Genomic DNA, 17,210 nt, shown 5'->3' with positions numbered 1-17,210 from the left:
GCAGGTCATGGATACGCGCAGCAACAACATCCTCGCTTTCGACGTGACGCACCGGCTGGTGCTGTCGATCGCCGTTCCGATGACGCTCGGCTTCATGACAACGCCGCTGCTCGGGCTGACGAGCACCGCCGTCGTTGGCCATATGGGCGATGCGGAAGCACTGGCGGGGCTGGCGATCGGCGCGATGCTCTTCGATCTGATCCTCGGCAGTTTCAACTTTCTGCGCGCCTCGACGACCGGCCTGACGGCGCAGGCCTATGGCCGGCGCGATCGGCACGAGCAGCAGGCTGTCTTCTGGCGAGCGCTGATATCAGCACTTGGCTGCGGGCTGGCGCTGCTCTGTCTTTCGCCGCTGCTCGAGGCGGCGGGATTGCGGCTGATGGGCGCGGAAGGGGCGATTGCCGGGGCGACCGGCACCTATTTCTCGATCCGCATGCTGGCAGCGCCTGCAGCGCTGGCGAATTACGCCATTCTCGGCTTCGTGCTCGGGCGCGGACAGGCCACCGTCGGCCTGCTGCTGCAGGCACTGATCAACGGCATCAATATCCTGCTTTCCATCTATCTCGGCCTGTCGCTCGGCTGGGGCGTGGCCGGGGTCGCCTGGGCAACCATGGCCGGCGAAACGGTCGGGGCTATCGCCGGACTCTTCATCCTGCTCAGCGGCTTTGCCAAGGCGGAGCGGCCGGCGTGGGCCGAGATCTTTTCCCGGCATCGTCTGGCGGAGCTTTTCGCCCTCAACCGAGATATTCTGATCCGCACATTCGTGCTGATCGGCGCCTTCACGATCATGACGCGGATCGGCACCGGCTTCGGGGCGGTGACACTGGCCGCCAATGCCGTCCTGATGAATTTCTTCCTGCTGTCCGGCTACTATCTCGACGGGCTTGCCAATGCCGCCGAGCAGATCACAGGCCGGGCGATCGGCGCGGGCTATCGGCCGGCCTTCGACCGCGGGTTGAAGCTGACGACCTTCTGGTCGTTCGGATTGGCGGCGCTCGTTTCCGCCTTCTTCTTCCTCGCCGGCCCTTGGCTGATCTCGGTGCTGACCACTTCGCCGGAGGTGCGGCAGGCGGCCGAGACCTATCTGCCCTGGGCTGCCATTACCGGATTGACGGGGGCGCTCGCCTTCCTGATGGACGGCGTCTTCATCGGCGCGACATGGTCGGTCGACATGCGCAACCGCATGCTGATGTCCTTTGCCGGCTACCTGGCCATGCTCGCCGTCTTCGTGCCGCTCTTCGGCAATCACGGTTTGTGGCTTGGCATGAACGCCTTCCTGCTGTTCCGCGGCTTCTTCCTCGCCATGCTGGTCAGGCCGCGGGCCGATCAGACCTTCCGCGCCGCCCAGTAATCCAGCCTGCTGTCGCGCAGCGCGCGGATCGAGCCGGCCTTTTCGCGGTCCATCAACGCCGAAAGACCGCGGACGATATCGCCGGGCAGGCCAGGACCTTCATAAACCATGCAGGAATAGAGCTGGACGAGATCGGCGCCGGCCCTGATCTTTTCCAGCGCGGTTTCAGCCGAGGAGACGCCGCCGACGCCGATGATCGGCAGTTCAGGGCCGACGCGCTTGCGCATCCGGGCAAGCACCGCCGTCGATTTTTCAAACAGCGGCACGCCGGAAAGGCCGCCCGCCTCCTTCGCCTGTCGCTGGTCCTTGAGACCGTCGCGCGACAGCGTCGTGTTGGAGACGATCAGCCCGTCAAGCGCATGTGAGAGCGCTTCCGCGGCGATATCATCCATGCCTTCCTCGGTCAGGTCAGGGGCGATCTTCAGAAAGACCGGGATCTTGCGGCCGGATTTCTGCGCCATCTCGTCACGCGCCGCCAGCACCGCCGAAAGCAGCGCTGCAAGGCTTTCGCGCGCCTGCAGGTCGCGCAGGCCAGGCGTGTTCGGCGAAGAGATGTTGGCGGTGAAATAACGCGCGACGGAATGGAAGCGGCGGATGCCGGCGACATAGTCGGCGATGCGATCGTCGCTGTCCTTGTTGGCGCCGATATTGACGCCGACGATGCCGTTGCCCTTCAGCGCGACGAGGCGCCCGAAGGCGGCCTCATGGCCTTCATTGTTGAAACCGAGGCGGTTGATGACGCCCTCATCCTCGACCAGGCGGAAAATGCGCGGGCGCGGATTGCCGGATTGCGGCTTCGGCGTCACCGTGCCGATCTCGGTAAAACCGAAGCCGAGCTTCAGCAGCGCTTCGGGCACCTCGGCATTCTTGTCGTAACCGGCCGCCATGCCGAGCGGGTTTTCGAAGGTGAGGCCGGCGACGGTCTGGCGAAGGCGCGGATCGGGAGTGATCCGGCAGGCGGGTACGAGACCCGCCTTCAGCGCGGCGATCGACATGCCGTGCGCCGTTTCCGGATCGAACAGGAAGAGACCCCTGCGGGCGACGCGCTTGAAGGGATCGATCATGGCGTAAGCTCCGGGAATGTATGAACGCCGTTGTCATCGAGCGGCAGCGGCGCCTCCCAAAGCACGGCGGCCAGCGGCAGATCGGCATAAAGATGCGGGAAGAGATCGCCGCCGCGGGAGGGTTCGAAGATCAGCTTGTCACCGAAACCGCTGCCGTCGACGGCGACCAGCATCAGGCCGGGCTGGCCGGAAAAATGCAGAGCCGCGGTCTGCTTCACCTGGTCGGCCGTCGAGAAATGGATGAAGCCATCCTTGAGATCGATGCCGGCGCCATGAAAAACACCGCTTTGTCTGGCTTGCTGCCAGAGGGTCTCCGTCACGATCTTGTAAAGGGTCGGTGTCACGGTCATCATGGCCTCGCGATTGCTGGTCCTTGGGTCATGAGCGCTTTGCCGGAAAGAGGCGGCGATGTCCACGCCCCGGCACTTAAAAAGCACGGCCAGCCAGGCAAAATCCGGAGGATGAGACGATGAAGATTTTGGTTCTCGCACTTGGCGCTGTTCTCCTGCCGCTGGCGGCCGCGGCGGCCGAGGCCGATGCGGGCCGGTTCCAGCTGGAGAAGAGCGGCGACCATTTCGTCCGGCTCGACCGCCAGACCGGTGCCATGTCGATCTGCCAGGACAAAGACGGCGCCCTTGTCTGCCGTATGGCGGCCGATGAGCGGGCGGCCTATGAGGATGAGCTCGACCGGCTTTCAGAGCGGGTGACCAAGCTGGAACAGGCCGGCTTGATCCAGCGGGCGCTTCCAAGCGACGCCGAGATCGACCGCTCGATCAGCATCATGGAGCGGATGATGAAGAGTTTCATGGGGATGGTGAAGGAGTTCCAGGCTGACGAAAAAACCAATCCTCTTCCGCAGAAGACATGATCTGATATAGTCATTTCAGAAAACATGCATGCAACGCCGAGGGGACGGCCAGCATGCGGCGTGATCGGACTCTTGGGAGGGAGTTTTCGATGCAGGAACAGACCATCATCATTGCGGATGACCATCCGCTGTTTCGCGATGCGTTGCGCCAGGCCGTCATCGGCATGGAAGGCCGCCAGTCGATTATCGAAGCCGGCGATTTCGCCGCCGCGCGGACCGCAGCCGGCGCCCATCCGGACGCCGATCTGATGCTGCTCGACCTCGCCATGCCCGGCGTCAGCGGCTTTTCCGGCCTGATGGCGCTGCGCGCCGAATTCGCCAGCCTGCCGATCATCATCGTCTCGGCGAGCGACGACGCCACGACGATCCGCCGGGCGCTGGAACTCGGCGCTTCCGGCTTCATCTCGAAATCCTCGGGCATCGAAGACATCCGTCGCAGCATCCAGACGGTGCTTGCCGGCGATATCGCCACGCCGGAAAGCTATCGCGACGGCCAGGAGCAGGATCCCGACGTCGCCGATCTGATCCATCGTCTGCACACGCTGACGCCGCAGCAGAGCCGGGTGCTGACCATGCTGGCCGAAGGCCTGTTGAACAAGCAGATCGCCTATGAACTCGGCGTCTCCGAAGCGACGATCAAGGCGCATGTCTCGGCGATCCTGCTGAAGCTCGATGTCGACAGCCGCACGCAGGCGGTCATCCAACTCGGCAAGATCAACATGGCGATGGTGGCCTGAGGGCCGCCAAAACTGCCGATAGCAGGATTTTATTCCTCCTTTACCTTTACGGGCGCCGCACGGTCGGTTACTATTCCGTCCGGCTACAGCATCGGCCCGAAAATCGATTCCGATTTTCGGGCCGATGTGTAGATTTAAAGAGTTAGAGCGCCCTTTGTGCGTGCGAACGAACGCACGGCGCTCTGGAGTGGTTCAGCTTTTCATGGAAGCGCAGAGCCGCTCTAACCTTTTGGATTTACGCAATTCCGGACGGAAAACCGCTTCGCACTTTTCCTGGAATTGTTCTAAAGCGCGGCCTGAGACAGGCTGCACGGAATCGGGCGCGTATGCTGTCACACAAGCAGATCTGGGAGGCGATCGACAGGCTTGCCGAACGGCACGAGCTGACGCCATCCGGTCTTGCGCGCCGCGCCGGACTCGACCCCACCTCATTCAACAAGTCGAAACGGCTCTCCGCCGATGGGCGGCTACGCTGGCCGTCGACGGAATCGATCGCCAAGGTGCTCGATGCGACAGGGGCGAGCATGGAGCAGTTTCTCGCCTTAATGCAGCCGGCTGACGATTCTTCCGGAGAACGGCGCGGCGAGCGTACCAGCCCCCGGCCAGGCAGCGCCATTCCTCTGCTCGGCTTCGCCCAGGCCGGCGCCGGCGGCTTCTTCGACGATAGCGGCTTTCCGGCCGGTCATGGCTGGGACGTGGTGGAGTTTCCGACCAACCCGTCGCAACGATCCGGCGTCTATGCGCTGGAGGTGCAGGGCGAGAGCATGATGCCGCTTTATCGCGACGGCGATGTGCTGATCGTCGAGCCCGGGGCGCAGGTGCGCCGCAATGACCGCGTCGTCGTGCGCACATGCGCGGGCGAGGTGATGGCCAAGGTGCTGCTGCGCCGGAGCCCGCGGTCGATCGAGCTGATGTCGCTCAATCCCGAACATCCCAACCGCACGCTCGATCTTGCCGATGTCGATTGGATCGCCCGCATCATCTGGGCCAGCCAGTAGGAATATATTCCATGCGCCCTGCCGCCGTCTTTACAGGTATCACGGGGATGGCGGCGGTGGTCGGCCTTCTGATGGCAGGAGAAGCGAGACTTCGCGGCGGCACCGCAGGGGAAGAAACCGCAACCGCAGAGGAGACGGCGGCAGCTGCGCCGAATGTTGCCTCCGAGACCGCCGAACCGGCGGCGACGATATCCGACGAACGCGCCGAAATAATCGCCCGCTCGGTGGAACCGGCGGTCCCGCCCCCAGCGGCGGCGCCTGATGGCAGGGCGCCCAAACCCGCCACTATCCCCCAAGCGGCGCCGGCATCCAGCCAAACTGCAGGTCCTGCCGAGAAAAAGGCGATGGAGCTGTCGCGGCCACTGGTCGAGAACGCTGGCAGTCTTTCCTTCGGCGAGCGCAGGCTCCAGCTTGCCGGTATCGTCCCCACGCCGGCCGACAGGATATGCGGGCCGGCAGGCCGGCAATGGCCCTGCGGCATGCTGGCGAAGACGGCGCTGCGCCAGCTCTTGCGCAACCGCAGCATCACCTGCGATCTCGACACGGCTGAATGGCAGGGAACGGCGATCGCCTCCTGCCGGCTCGGCACACAGGATCTCGGCGCATGGCTTGCCGAGGACGGCTGGGCGGAAGCAGAGGCTGGTTCGCTGCTTGCAGCCGTCGCCGAGAAGGCGAAGCAGGCGCAGAAAGGCATTTACGGCGGCGATCCGCGCCGCAAATGACAGGCCGCCCGCAGGAGCGAGATGCTGCCGATCTCTTGTAAAGGCCGCCGCCAATTCCTAATCTGGGCTGATCAAAAAGGAATCAGAGATGAACAAGCCGCTTTCCGCCCATGATGCGCTGATCTACGTGATGGTGATGGCGTCGGCCGTCGACAGCACCATGAACGACAAGGAGATGGAGAGGATCGGTCAGCTGATCGGCTTCCTGCCGGTTTTCAGGGATTTCGATGACGACAAACTGATTCCGATCGCGCGCGACTGCGCCGCGCTGCTGGCTGGGCCAGAGGGCCTCGACGTCGTTCTCGAAACCGTACGCGATACCCTGCCGGCAAAACTCTACGACACGGCCTATGCGCTTGCGGTCGAAGTGGCCTCCGCCGATCTCTCGGTCAAGGCGGAGGAACTGCGGCTGCTCAGCCTGCTGCGCGACCGGCTCAGCCTCGACAAGCTCACCTGCGCGGCGATCGAGCGCAGCGCGATCGCCCGCTTCCGCAAGGGCTGATGTTTTGTTTATGCATGTCGTTACCCCAAAACCGCTGCACAGTTTTGGGCGACATGCATTTCAATAGAGCCCGTAGGGAAAATAGCGCAGATAGATTTCCTGAAGACGGCCGTTGCGCGAGAGCGTCGCAAGCGCATGGTCGATGGCCGAGGTCAGCACACTGTCCTTCTGCCGCAGCATGATCGTCATGCCCTCGCCGAGGAACTGTTCCGATAGGTAGGGGCCGTCGAGCAGCGCGCAGCATTTGTCGGAGGCCGGCGAAGAAACCCAGAAAGAAAGCTGCAGCGCATCGGCGAAGGCGGCATCGATCTTTCGCTCTTTCAGCGCCGCAAGCAGGGCGTCCTTCGTGTCGAAAGCCTGCGCTTTCAGTGCCGGGAAAAAGGCTGCCAGCATCGCCTCGTGCACCGTGCCTTTGACGACGCCGACCGGATGGTTCGAGAGCGCGGCGGCGGTCTTTCCATCGAGCGGGGCGCCAAGATTGCGCACGAAGCGCGCCGGCAGCATCAGATATGGTCGGGAGAAGAGAAATTGCCGGCGTAGCTCCGGGGTCACCGCAAGGCCGGCGATGACGGCATCGCCCTGCGAGGCGGCGAGCGCATCCTTGAGATCGGCGAAAGGGATCGCCTGGATCTGGCACTTGTCCGAAATCTCCAGCTCGCTGCAGATTTCGCGGGCGAGATCGACGTTGAAACCGGCAAGCTTGCCGTTCTGATCGGTGAAATTAAACGGCGGGAAATCAACCGACGTCAGAAAGCGCAGACGGACCAGCGAGGAGAGATCCGGTCTGGCGAGACGCTCGCGGGCATCGAAGAGCAACGGCAGCGAGGGGGCAGCTTGCTGGGCGAATGCCGCAAAGCTCGAAAACGGCGCTGCCAGAAACAGGCCGACCGCTAGAAAAACCCTGAGAGTCGGGGATGCCTGCCGGGATTCAATCATGGTGATCCAGTTTCGGGGTTGGGGTCGCCGAGATGTAACAGAGTCATGCCCGGCGGGGAATATCCATGGAGTGAAGTAGCGGATGAGGCGCACGAACTCATCGGCTGCGGCATCCTCCAAAGCTTCTCACTGGCCGCGGCATCCCCTCACGCCCTTGTCCTGAGGCGCGCAGGCCAAAGGCCGGAGCCTCGAAGGAGACGCTCCAGCAGCGCTCCTAAATCCCTGCACCGTCAGCGCACCCGCCTCGTCCTTCGAGGCCCTTACGGGCGCCTCAGCAACCGTGTTGTTGGGGTTCGCTCCATGGGGTTCGTCTTTTGATAATCGTGTTGATCATGACGATGAATTTCCGCATGGCGGCGACGAGGGCGACCTTGGGTGGTTTGCCGGCATCGCGCAGTCTTTTGTGGAAGGCCTTGATGGCCGGGCTGCAACGGATGGCCGAGAGCGTTGCCATGTAGAGAGCGCATCGGACGGTGGCGCGGCCGCCGGCGATGTGGCGCTGGCCACGCCAGGTGCCGCTGTCGTGGGCGACCGGGGCGACGCCGACGAGGGCTGCGAGCTTCTTGTCGTCGATGGCGCCGAGTTCGGGCAGCTCGGCGATGAGCACGGCGGCGCCGACCTCGCCGATGCCTGGCACGGTCAGCAGCAGGTCGCGGCGTGCGGCCATGTCGGGCTCGGCCTCGATGGCAAGCGCGATGGCGGCATCGACGCGGGCGAGCTGGCTCTTGAGGGCGGCGAGGGTCTCGCCAATCAGCGCGGCGACGGCTTGCGGGGCATGTTCGAGGCGGTTCTTCTCGGCGACCGCCATGTCGATGAGCTGCCGGCGGCGGGCGACGAGGGCAGCAAGCGCGATGCGGCCGTCGTCGATATGGGGGATCTGTGCCGGCCGCATCGCTCTGGCGAAGTGGAGAATGACGCGGGCGTCGACCTGATCGGTCTTGGCCAGCCGCCCGCTGGCCCTGGCGAAATCGCGCACCTGGCGGGGATTGACGACGGCGATGGGAATACCGGCGGCCATCAGCGCCCTGACGATCGCCATCTCGTAACCGCCGGTGGCCTCGACGACGACCAGCTCGGCGCCGGCTATCGCCGTCGCCAGCGCGGTCCGGCCCGGCGCGTCGTTGTCAAAGCGGCCAACGGCGCTTTTGCCCTCGACGGCCACGTCGAAATGGGCTTTCGAGACATCGATGCCGACCATGAAAGCTTGCGGGATACGCATGGGTGCTCCTCCTTGCAACGCGGGCTCAAGGCCCAATCAACCGTTCGAGCGAAGACATGGCGACGGAGATGCTCGCTGAGGCACGAGTTCAAAACCCAGGGATGACACGCATCCCCGTCGCGCAACCCCACTATACAGCAACGGCAACGTACAAGGATGAGGCTCTCTTGGGGGTTGGCGCAAACCTCCTGCTCCCCTCAAAATTAAGGTCAGGACGGCGCCTGCGCGTTAGCGCGGAATTAAAGAATATCGCCTCTATTTGTCGCGACGATACGGACCCCGCCAGCCGATTGCATGATGCATGCGTCAACTCCCTTTCCGGCGCCGCGACAATCAGGCAGCGCTCTTGTCAAATCCAATTTCCAAACACCGGACGCCCGGCGCGGCCGGCCAGATCGGGTGACATTTCCCATGTTGAAGCATCTGAAAATCCGCACCAAAATCATATCGGTCGTGGCGCTGCTCGGGCTGATCGCGATGGCGGGGCTGGTCTATGTCGTCTCCGAATTCCGCCGGGCGGACGCCGCCTATAGCGCCTTTATCGATCATGAGGCGCAGGCTTCGATGCTGAGCGCGCGCGCCAGCGCATCGGTGGTGGCCTCGGTGCTGCAGGTCACCCTGCTGGCCGACATGAAACCCGATACGCCGGCCTTCCAGACGGCGCTTGCCACCCCGAGCAAGCTGCCGCAGGCCCGCGACCGGATGAAACAGGCGCTCGCACTGGTTCCGAGCCGCAAGGCGGCAATCGACGAAATCCAGGCCGGCATCGATGAAATCGAAGCTCTGGCGAACAAGATCATCGAACAGAGCAAGACCAAGGACAGCGCCGGCGCGCTCGCGAACGTCGCGCTGATCAATGCCAAGCTCGATGCGCTGACGCCGAAGATGATCGCCAACAATGATGCGATGATGGCATTGCTCAACGACGGCGGCGACGGGCTTTCGACGTCCGTCAATGGCCGGATCACCTTCTGTCTCGTCCTGATCGGCATCGCTGTCCTCACCGCGATCGGCTTCGCCGTCACCGTGGCGCAGAAAGGCATTGCCGGCCCAATGACGAAGCTCAGCCTGCGCATGACGCGGCTTGCCGAGGGCGACACCGATAGCGATATCAGCGGTCTCGATCGCCGCGACGAAGTCGGCCAGATGGCAAAGGCGGTTTCGATCTTCCGCGACAACGCGATCGAGCGTCGCCAGATCGAGGCGCGCGCCGAGGCCGACCGCAGCGTCAGCGACGGCGAGCGCCGCGAACGCGAGGCGCAGAAAGCCCGCGAGGCAGCCGAGCTCGAACGCGCCGTCGCAGCGCTTGGCGACGGCCTGCGCCGCCTTGCTGCCGGCGATCTCGCCTCTCATATCGACGAGCCCTTCGTCGCCCATCTCGATGCGCTGCGCCAGGATTTCAACCACTCGGTCGAGAAGCTCAACGAAACCATGCAGGCGGTCGGGGCCAATGCGCGGGCGATCGGCACCGGCGCCAACGAGATTCGTTCCTCCGCCGACGAGCTTTCCCGGCGAACCGAACAGCAGTCGGCCTCGGTCGAAGAAACCGCCGCAGCGCTGGAAGAGATCACCACGACGGTGCGCGACGCCGCCAAGCGCGCCGAAGAGGCGAGCCAGCTCGTCACCCGCACGCGCCTCGGTGCCGAAAGATCCGGCGACATCGTCCGCAAGGCCGTCTCCGCCATGCAGGAGATCGAAAAGTCGTCGGGCGAAATTTCCAACATCATCGGCGTCATCGACGACATCGCCTTCCAGACCAACCTCTTGGCGCTGAATGCCGGCGTCGAGGCGGCACGCGCCGGCGAAGCCGGCAAAGGCTTTGCGGTCGTCGCCCAGGAAGTGCGCGAGCTGGCGCAGCGCTCAGCCAAGGCGGCAAAGGAAATCAAGGACCTGATCACCAATTCCGGCACGCATGTGCAAACCGGCGTCTCGCTGGTCGGCGAGACCGGCAAGGCGCTCGATGCGATCGTCACCGAAGTGCAGGAAATCAACCAGCACGTCCACGCGATTGCCGAAGCCTCGCGCGAACAGTCGATCGGGCTGCAGGAGATCAACACCGCCGTCAACACCATGGATCAGGGCACGCAGCAGAATGCGGCGATGGTCGAGCAGTCGACCGCCGCCAGCCATAGCCTCGCCACGGAGGCGACGGCACTCAACAATCTGCTCGGCCAGTTCCGGCTGACCGGTACCGGCAGCGTCGCCGCCGCCGCCCCGATCGCTTCCATCCGGCCGCCGGCAGCAGCCCCCCGTGCCGCCGCGCGCCCGCTGGCCAAGTCCCCCGCGATCCGCGTCGCCGGGGAAGGCACGGCCCGCCCGACCGCCTCACCGGCCCGCGCCCTCGGCCAGACGCTCGCCAACGCCTTCGGCGGCGGCATCACGCCCTCAAAGAGCCAGGAGGCGGACTGGACGGAGTTCTGAGCAACAGACCTCGGCACAAGGCACGAGAAGACGCGCCCTGCGAGGGGGCGAGGAACAGAGAGGTTGCCGCAAATTCTCTTCTCCCCTCAGGGAGAAGAGGGAATCGAGAGGTCGCGGCATGTCCCTCTTAGCCGCGTTTACCGGCTCCGTCCCACTCTAACCCGGCCGCCAACCCACCTCGACGAGGATATTCCCCGGCGCCGTGCAATAGAACAGCCAGCCGCCGCGCATGGCGGCCGGCGGACCGGAGAGCACGGCACCAGCGGCAACAAGTCCGGCATGGACAGTATCGACATCCGCCTTTTCGGACAGGATGAAGCCGATGTGATAGGTCTGGCGGCCTATCTCCACCTGGTCGGCGGTGCCGAACTTGGCGATGGCGTGGCTGAAGACGATTTCGAGGCCAGTGTCGTCATTGAGGATCGCCAGGCCGTTGTTGCCGCGCATATCTTTGAGCTTCAGGCCAAAATGACGGATGAAGAAATCCGCCGTCTCAGTAATATCGGCTACGTGAAAATCGAGATGGTTCAGGCGCATTGACAGTCTCCGTTCAAACAAATCCCGGGACTGCCATTTGCCGTCTCCGCACGCCGCCGGGATCCCGCATCTGCATGCGGATCACGTCGCGGGTTCTCGTGCCCTGGGGCACGGAGCAGAGCTTCGTCAGAGCGCTTTGACGCTCAGACGGAAGGGATCGGGCTTACCTCAACCGATCCTGCCTTTTTCGACGATACCGATCTAGCAGACTGCGCCGGTTTCGGCAATGGAAAGGCTGAAGCGATCACGGCGCTCCCGGCGATGCTTCGCGAAGGCGGAGATGGCGTTTGATCTGGCAAGCAAGATGCAATCAGGAGTAAGATCGTCGCTTCGGCGCATCGGAAGGGATGGACATGAAACCCGCACTCCTCGGCCTCATCGGCACCTTGGTTCTTGCCGGGTGCAACAGCATTTCCTACTATGGCGGACCGGGCCTCGAACCGATCCCGGGCAGCATCACCTATAACGGCCAGCCGCGCAGCAAGCTCACCAAATCACCACCCGGCTCCAGCTTCCCGCATGATTTCACCGACCAGTATGGCCGGCAGGTGGAGGAAACCTACATCATCCAGCCGGACCGAAGCCTGATCATCGCGCATCGGCAATACAAGCCGATCCGGTTCTTCGGGGATTAGGCTTCGCTTGATGGTATGACGTCGTCGGCTCACCAGTGCTCGATGCTGTTGAAACCGACGGCGTTGTAAAATTTAGAATGAAACTCAGGACGCGCTTCGCTTTCCGAAACCGAATGTCTTACGCAGGCTGCGATCGACAGCGCCGGCCGGCATAAACCTGCGCAACCGGCTTAAAAGCGTCGCCTGGCCACCGGCTGGTTGACGCATTCGATACGGACCATCGATCGCAGCTAAGATTTTATCTGCTACTGCCCGCGGCGACGGCGCGGTCCTGATCTGGGCCTGTACAGCTTTGATGGTCGCGTCAGCCTGCGTCGCGTAGACTCCCAGGGGAATCTCCGTTTGTGCTGCGTTCACATCGAGTTTCGTGTTCGTGAAGGTAGGTTCAAGAAGCACCACGCACACGTTGAACCCACGGATCTCATGGTCGAGAGACTCGGACAGTCCTTCCAGCGCATGCTTACTGCTCGCATAGACTCCCATAAATGGCGCAGGCAGGAAGCCAAGGACTGAGCTGACATTGATGATCAGCCCGCTCCGCGCGGCTCGCATGGAGGGCAAGACGGCGCGGATCATGCGCAAAGGGCCGAACACATTCGTATCGAACACCTTATGCGCTTCGGAAATCGACGTGTTCTCGACGGGGCCGACCAGTGAAACGCCAGCGTTGTTGATCAGGATGTCGATCTTGCCTGCCTCGGACAAAACCCATTCGACGAAGTTCGAGACCGAGGCATCATCGGTGACGTCGACAGTGCCGAAGCGCACGCCGGCGATCGGATGAGCGCGCTTCGGGTCGCGCGCACCCCCAAAGACCTGGAACCCGTTTTGTGCAAGAAGGCGCGCCGAAGCTTCGCCTATTCCAGAGGACGCTCCGGTAATCACTACAACCTTATCTTTAGACATGCATGCTCCTTGATTGGCGCGGGTCATCAATTATGGGCTTCAGTAGAAGCGGCTGCCTCGGCAACACAGGCATCACTCGGCAGCCAATGCTGCCTGCAGTTCCACGTCCTTTGGTGAATTCTCGTGACTTTCGTTTTTCGTCGGCTTGATGCGGAACCAGGTTGCGTAGAGAGCGGGAAGGAAGAGCAGGATCAACACGGTCCCGACCGCCGTTCCGCCGATCAGCGTGTAGGCCATCGACCCCCAGAACACCGAGTGGGTGAGAGGAATGAAGGCAAGGACGGCCGCAAGGGCTGTCAGGATAACGGGACGCGTGCGCTGCACCGTCGCCTCGATGACGGCGTGATAATCGTCGAGACCGGCTGCCTTGTTCTCCTTGATCTGTTCCGTCAGGATCAAGGTATTGCGCATGAGGATTCCGGCCAATCCGATCAATCCGAGAATGGCGTTGAAGCCGAAGGGCTGATTGAAGAGAAGCAGGACCGGAACCGCCCCGGCAAGACCGAGCGGCCCCGTCAGCATGACCATGGTCATCGTCGACAGGCTGCGGACCTGCAGCACGATAACGATCAGCATGGCGGCAATCATCGCCGGGAAGATTTTGACGAGGGCGGCGTTGGCCTTGAGCGACTCCTCGATGTTCCCGCCCATCTCGATGCGATAGCCCACAGGCAGCGTGGCGATCAGCGGCTGCAGCGCCTTCATGACCTGCTGGGACACCTCCGGGGGCTGCGTCGCCTCGTCGATATCGGAACGGATCGTGACAACGGGCGTTCGATCGCGACGTTTCAGGATCGGCTCTTCAAACCGGATTTCGGAATGACCGATCTGATCGAGCGGAACCTGGCGGCCATCCCGGCTCATCAGCGAGAAGTCCGCCAATCGCGACGGGTCAAGCCGGTTGTCGCCGGCGCTGCGGGCGACGACAGGCACGTTGCGGATATTCTCGCGAACCTCGGTAATCGGGATCCCGCTCAGCAGCAGCTGCATCTGCTGGGCGGCCTCCGCCGGCGAAAGGCCGATCAGGCCCAGCCGTTCCTGGTCTGGAACGAAGCGCAGCACCGGTGTGCGGTTGCCCCAATCACGGTTTGCCTGACGCACATCCGGCACGCTCTTCATGATTTCCAGGGCCTTTTCGGAGAGCCGGTACAATTGGTCGGTGTCAGGACCCATGATGCGGAATTCGACCGGAAACGGCGTATAGGGACCGAATACGAGCTGGGTGACGCGGACATAGGCTTCGGGAGCGAGCCCATCCGAGATGGCCGCGCGCAGGCGAAGCTTCAAAGCCTCGCGTGTGTGGGCGTCAGGGGTCAGTACGACGATCTTGGCGAAGGACGGGTCCGGCAGCTCAGGGGCCATGGCGAAGAAGAAGCGGGGAGCGCCCTGACCGGTATAGCTCGTCACGGTCTTTGCCTCCGGCTGCTGCTGCAGCCAGTCTTCGAGCTTCCCCACCGTTGCGGCCGTGGTTTCGATACTGGTCCCTTCAGGCATGCGGACTTCAACCAGAACCTCCGGACGATCCGACGTCGGGAAGAACTGCTGTTTCACCGCTCCCATGCCCACGACAGAGACCGCCATGACGATGCCGACCACCGCACAAGTGACGAACTTGTGACGCACGGTAAATTCGATCATCCCCCGCAGACGCCGGTAATTCGGCGTGTCGTAGATGGCGTGATGGCCACCTTCGACCGGTTTGATGGCGGGCAACATCTTGACGCCGAGATATGGGGTGAAGATCACCGCGACAATCCACGATACGATCAAGGCAAAGCCCACGACCCAGAAGATATTGCCGGCATATTCGCCGGCGGTCGAGCGGGCAAAGCCGACCGGCATCAGGCCGATGATCGTCACGAGCGTGCCTGATAGCATCGGGGCCGCGGTATGGCTCCAAGCATAGGCGGCCGCCTTGATGCGGTCCATCCCCTCTTCCATCTTCACCACCATCACCTCGATGGCGATAATTGCGTCGTCGACCAGAAGGCCGAGCGCGAGGATCAGCGCCCCAAGGGTGATGCGATCGAAGAACCGGCCGGTCTCCAGCATGATGAGGAAGACGACGGCAAGGGTCAGCGGAACGGCCAGAGCCACGACGATCCCGACGCGCCAACCAAGGCTGACGAGGCTGACGAACAAGACGACGCCGAGCGCCATGGCGAATTTCAGCATGAATTCGCCGACGGCTTCCTTGATATTGACGGCCTGGTCGCTGACCTTGGCGAGCGTCATGCCGAGCGGCAAGGTCTTGGCGATCGCGGCGGATCTTTCCTCCAGCGCCTTGCCGAGTTCCAGACCGTTCCAGCCCTGCTGCATCACCGCGCCGAGCATGATGGCGGGCTCGCCGTCATGGCGAATGAGATAGGTGGCCGGATCTTCATAGCCGCGCCGCACTTCGGCAAAATCCGATAGTTTCAATGTGCGTCCGGCCGCGACGATCGGCGTGTCTGATATCGCCTGAATGCTGTCATAGGCGCCATCGAAGCGAATGAAGACCTGCGGGCCGCGGGTGTCGATCGACCCCGCCGGCGTCACGGTGTTTCGCCGCTGCAAAGCGGCCGCGACGTCTTGCGCAGAAATGCCGAGCGTCGCCAGCTTGGCATAGGAAAATTCGACAAAGATCTGTTCGGGCCGCTCACCGAGGATGTTGATCTTCTTGACTCCAGGCACATGCAGAAGATCCTGGCGGATGACCTCGGCCTGGCGCACCAGCTCGCGCATCGGCATGCCCTTGGCCTTCAGTGCATAAAGCCCGAAGCTGACATCGGAATATTCGTCGTTGACGAAAGGACCGAAGACGCCCTGGGGCAGATTGCGGGCCTCGTCCCCAAGCTTCTTTCGGGCCTGATAGAATTCCTCTTCGACCGCCGTGGACGGCGTACTGTCCTTCAGCGTCACAGTCAGAAAGGCGTATCCCGGCCGGGTTGTCGTCTCGACACGATCGTACCAGGTGAGTTCCTGGAGGCGCTTCTCCAGCGGTTCGGCAACCAGGTCCTGCATCTCGCGCGCCGTCGCACCCGGCCACACGGTCGTCACGGTCAAGGTTTTGATGGTGAATGAGGGGTCCTCCGCGCGCCCAAGCTTGACGAAGGCATAGGCGCCTGCGGCGGCCAGCAGAATGATGAAGAACAGCGTAACGGCCCGTTCGCGGACGGCGAGCGCGGAGAGATTGAAGTTCATTGTTTTGCCGCCTCTGCCTGTTCTACCTTGGTGCGCACGCTGGCGCCGTCCTGCAGCAGATGGGCGCCGAGAGCGACGACCGGCTCGCCTGCTTTGACGCTGGAAACCACCGCGACCTCCTCGCCTATTTGTTCAATTTTCACCTGCCTGAAGTGGACGGTCGAAGATTTCTCATCGAAGACCCACACGCCGGTTCGGCTGCCGTCGTCCAAAACCGCGCCGACAGGCACCGCGGCCTGTGATTGGCCCCTGCTGTTGGAGATCCTGATCGTCACCGTCGCGCCCAGCGGGGCCGACGCTGCCGCGCCATCCAGAACCCAGCGTGCTTCATAGGTGCGGGTTTGAGGGTCGGCGGCGTCGGAGATCTGCCGCAACCGCGCCTTGTCCCGCCGGCCTTCGTTTCCGTAGATGCTGGCATCGGCTGTCTGACCGATCTCAGGCCGCAGGAATTCAGGAAGCCAGACCAATGCTTCACGCGGGCCGGCCTGTGCGAGCCGAACCACTGTTTGTCCGGCCGTCACCACCTGCCCCGGCTCTCCGAGCGTTTCGACAACCGTCCCATCGGTATCGGCAACGAGGATGGAATAGGCGGTCTCGTTCTCTGCGACCTTGGCGTCCGCTTCCGCCGCGGCAAGCTGCGCCGTCGCGGTGTCGAGGGCTGCCTTTGCCTGTTCATAGCGCTGTGGCGTCGCGGCCAATCCGTTTTTCACCAAGGCGGCATAACGCCGCTCGTCGGCTTGCGCCTGGATCAGCACTGCTTGGGCTGCCGCAACGGCGTTTCGTTTCGCGGTCAAAGCGAGACGCAGATCGGTCTCGTCGATGCGCATCAGCGGCTGACCGGCTTTGACCTGCACGCCAACGTCCACATAGCGCTGCATGATCTTGCCGGGCACACGGAAGCCGAGATTGCTCTGCACCCGGGCGGCAATGGTGCCCGTGAAGGTGCGTTCGGTGGCCTCCGGGTTTTTTGCCTCCACCAGCTTGACAAAGGGGGGTGCCGTGCGGGGATCGGCGGCTTTTGCACTGGCTTTGGAGGGCTCCTCGAAAAGCACGAAAGCGGTGGCGCCGGCAGCAGCCACAAGTGCGAAAGCGCCGAGTAATATTTTGCGATTCATCTCATTAACCCTTATT

At 63.0% G+C, this 17,210-nt stretch carries 16 protein-coding genes; 8 read left to right on the top strand and 8 right to left on the bottom strand.

Annotated elements, in window-relative coordinates:
• Positions 1 to 7 precede the first annotated feature (7 nt).
• Positions 8 to 1,351 carry an MATE family efflux transporter gene (locus AMK00_RS02865; RefSeq protein WP_064805881.1) on the top strand — a complete coding sequence of 448 codons (1,344 nt, stop codon included), beginning with the start codon at positions 8 to 10 and terminating at the stop codon, positions 1,349 to 1,351.
• Here the strand turns inward: AMK00_RS02865 and AMK00_RS02860 are convergent.
• Positions 1,327 to 2,415 carry a quinone-dependent dihydroorotate dehydrogenase gene (locus tag AMK00_RS02860; protein WP_064809535.1) on the bottom strand — a complete coding sequence of 363 codons (1,089 nt, stop codon included), beginning with the start codon at positions 2,413 to 2,415 and terminating at the stop codon, positions 1,327 to 1,329. The genes AMK00_RS02865 and AMK00_RS02860 overlap by 25 nt on opposite strands.
• A complete protein-coding gene (locus tag AMK00_RS02855; RefSeq protein WP_064811625.1) occupies positions 2,412 to 2,765 on the bottom strand; it encodes a DUF952 domain-containing protein in 354 nt (117 codons plus the stop codon). Before AMK00_RS02855 ends, AMK00_RS02860 begins: the two co-directional genes overlap by 4 nt.
• A 119-nt stretch (positions 2,766 to 2,884) precedes the next feature.
• On the opposite strand from AMK00_RS02855, the gene AMK00_RS02850 reads away from it, so the two are divergent.
• From AMK00_RS02850 to AMK00_RS02830, 5 genes are all read left to right on the top strand, one after another.
• On the top strand, positions 2,885 to 3,283 hold the full coding sequence (locus AMK00_RS02850) for a hypothetical protein (protein WP_064800576.1): 399 nt from the start codon (positions 2,885 to 2,887) through the stop codon (positions 3,281 to 3,283).
• Positions 3,284 to 3,372: 89 nt separating this feature from the next.
• Positions 3,373 to 4,020: a response regulator gene (locus tag AMK00_RS02845; protein ID WP_064800575.1), complete on the top strand. Its 648-nt coding sequence runs from the start codon at positions 3,373 to 3,375 to the stop codon at positions 4,018 to 4,020.
• Positions 4,021 to 4,346: 326 nt separating this feature from the next.
• Entirely contained in the window at positions 4,347 to 5,018 is a 672-nt protein-coding gene (locus tag AMK00_RS02840) for a S24 family peptidase (RefSeq protein WP_064809534.1), read from the top strand.
• Between the two features lie 11 nt (positions 5,019 to 5,029).
• Positions 5,030 to 5,740 carry a thermonuclease family protein gene (locus AMK00_RS02835; protein ID WP_064809533.1) on the top strand — a complete coding sequence of 237 codons (711 nt, stop codon included), beginning with the start codon at positions 5,030 to 5,032 and terminating at the stop codon, positions 5,738 to 5,740.
• Positions 5,741 to 5,828: 88 nt separating this feature from the next.
• Entirely contained in the window at positions 5,829 to 6,242 is a 414-nt protein-coding gene (locus AMK00_RS02830) for a tellurite resistance TerB family protein (protein WP_064800572.1), read from the top strand.
• A 60-nt stretch (positions 6,243 to 6,302) separates the two neighbouring features.
• Here the strand turns inward: AMK00_RS02830 and AMK00_RS02825 are convergent, their stop codons facing one another.
• Both AMK00_RS02825 and AMK00_RS02820 read right to left on the bottom strand, forming a co-directional pair.
• The gene (locus AMK00_RS02825) at positions 6,303 to 7,178 is read right to left on the bottom strand and encodes a transporter substrate-binding domain-containing protein (protein ID WP_064809532.1); all 876 of its coding nucleotides are present in this window, start codon (positions 7,176 to 7,178) and stop codon (positions 6,303 to 6,305) included.
• 271 nt (positions 7,179 to 7,449) lie between these two features.
• On the bottom strand, positions 7,450 to 8,397 hold the full coding sequence (locus AMK00_RS02820; RefSeq protein ID WP_064809531.1) for an IS110 family transposase: 948 nt from the start codon (positions 8,395 to 8,397) through the stop codon (positions 7,450 to 7,452).
• A gap of 411 nt (positions 8,398 to 8,808) precedes the next feature.
• Between AMK00_RS02820 and AMK00_RS02815 the strand changes: the two genes are divergently transcribed.
• Complete coding sequence (locus AMK00_RS02815) at positions 8,809 to 10,818, top strand: methyl-accepting chemotaxis protein (protein WP_064809530.1); 2,010 nt, start codon at positions 8,809 to 8,811, stop codon at positions 10,816 to 10,818.
• A 156-nt stretch (positions 10,819 to 10,974) separates the two neighbouring features.
• On the opposite strand, the gene AMK00_RS02810 is transcribed toward AMK00_RS02815, so the two are convergent.
• Complete coding sequence (locus tag AMK00_RS02810) at positions 10,975 to 11,355, bottom strand: VOC family protein (protein WP_064800569.1); 381 nt, start codon at positions 11,353 to 11,355, stop codon at positions 10,975 to 10,977.
• A gap of 353 nt (positions 11,356 to 11,708) precedes the next feature.
• Between AMK00_RS02810 and AMK00_RS02805 the strand changes: the two genes are divergently transcribed.
• Positions 11,709 to 11,990: a hypothetical protein gene (locus AMK00_RS02805; RefSeq protein WP_064805879.1), complete on the top strand. Its 282-nt coding sequence runs from the start codon at positions 11,709 to 11,711 to the stop codon at positions 11,988 to 11,990.
• Positions 11,991 to 12,074: 84 nt separating this feature from the next.
• Here the strand turns inward: AMK00_RS02805 and AMK00_RS02800 are convergent, their stop codons facing one another.
• The 3 genes from AMK00_RS02800 to AMK00_RS02790 form a co-directional block, all read right to left on the bottom strand.
• Entirely contained in the window at positions 12,075 to 12,896 is an 822-nt protein-coding gene (locus AMK00_RS02800) for an oxidoreductase (protein WP_064809529.1), read from the bottom strand.
• 72 nt (positions 12,897 to 12,968) lie between these two features.
• Positions 12,969 to 16,079: an efflux RND transporter permease subunit gene (locus AMK00_RS02795; protein WP_064809528.1), complete on the bottom strand. Its 3,111-nt coding sequence runs from the start codon at positions 16,077 to 16,079 to the stop codon at positions 12,969 to 12,971.
• Positions 16,076 to 17,194, bottom strand: coding sequence for an efflux RND transporter periplasmic adaptor subunit (locus tag AMK00_RS02790; RefSeq protein ID WP_064809527.1), 1,119 nt, complete (start codon positions 17,192 to 17,194; stop codon positions 16,076 to 16,078). Before AMK00_RS02790 ends, AMK00_RS02795 begins: the two co-directional genes overlap by 4 nt.
• Positions 17,195 to 17,210 lie beyond the last annotated feature (16 nt).

Origin of the sequence: Rhizobium sp. N621 (genome assembly GCF_001664325.1) — a bacterium.
Classification (GTDB): Bacteria; Pseudomonadota; Alphaproteobacteria; order Rhizobiales; family Rhizobiaceae; genus Rhizobium; species Rhizobium esperanzae.
This window is presented reverse-complemented; position numbering and strand designations above follow the sequence as displayed.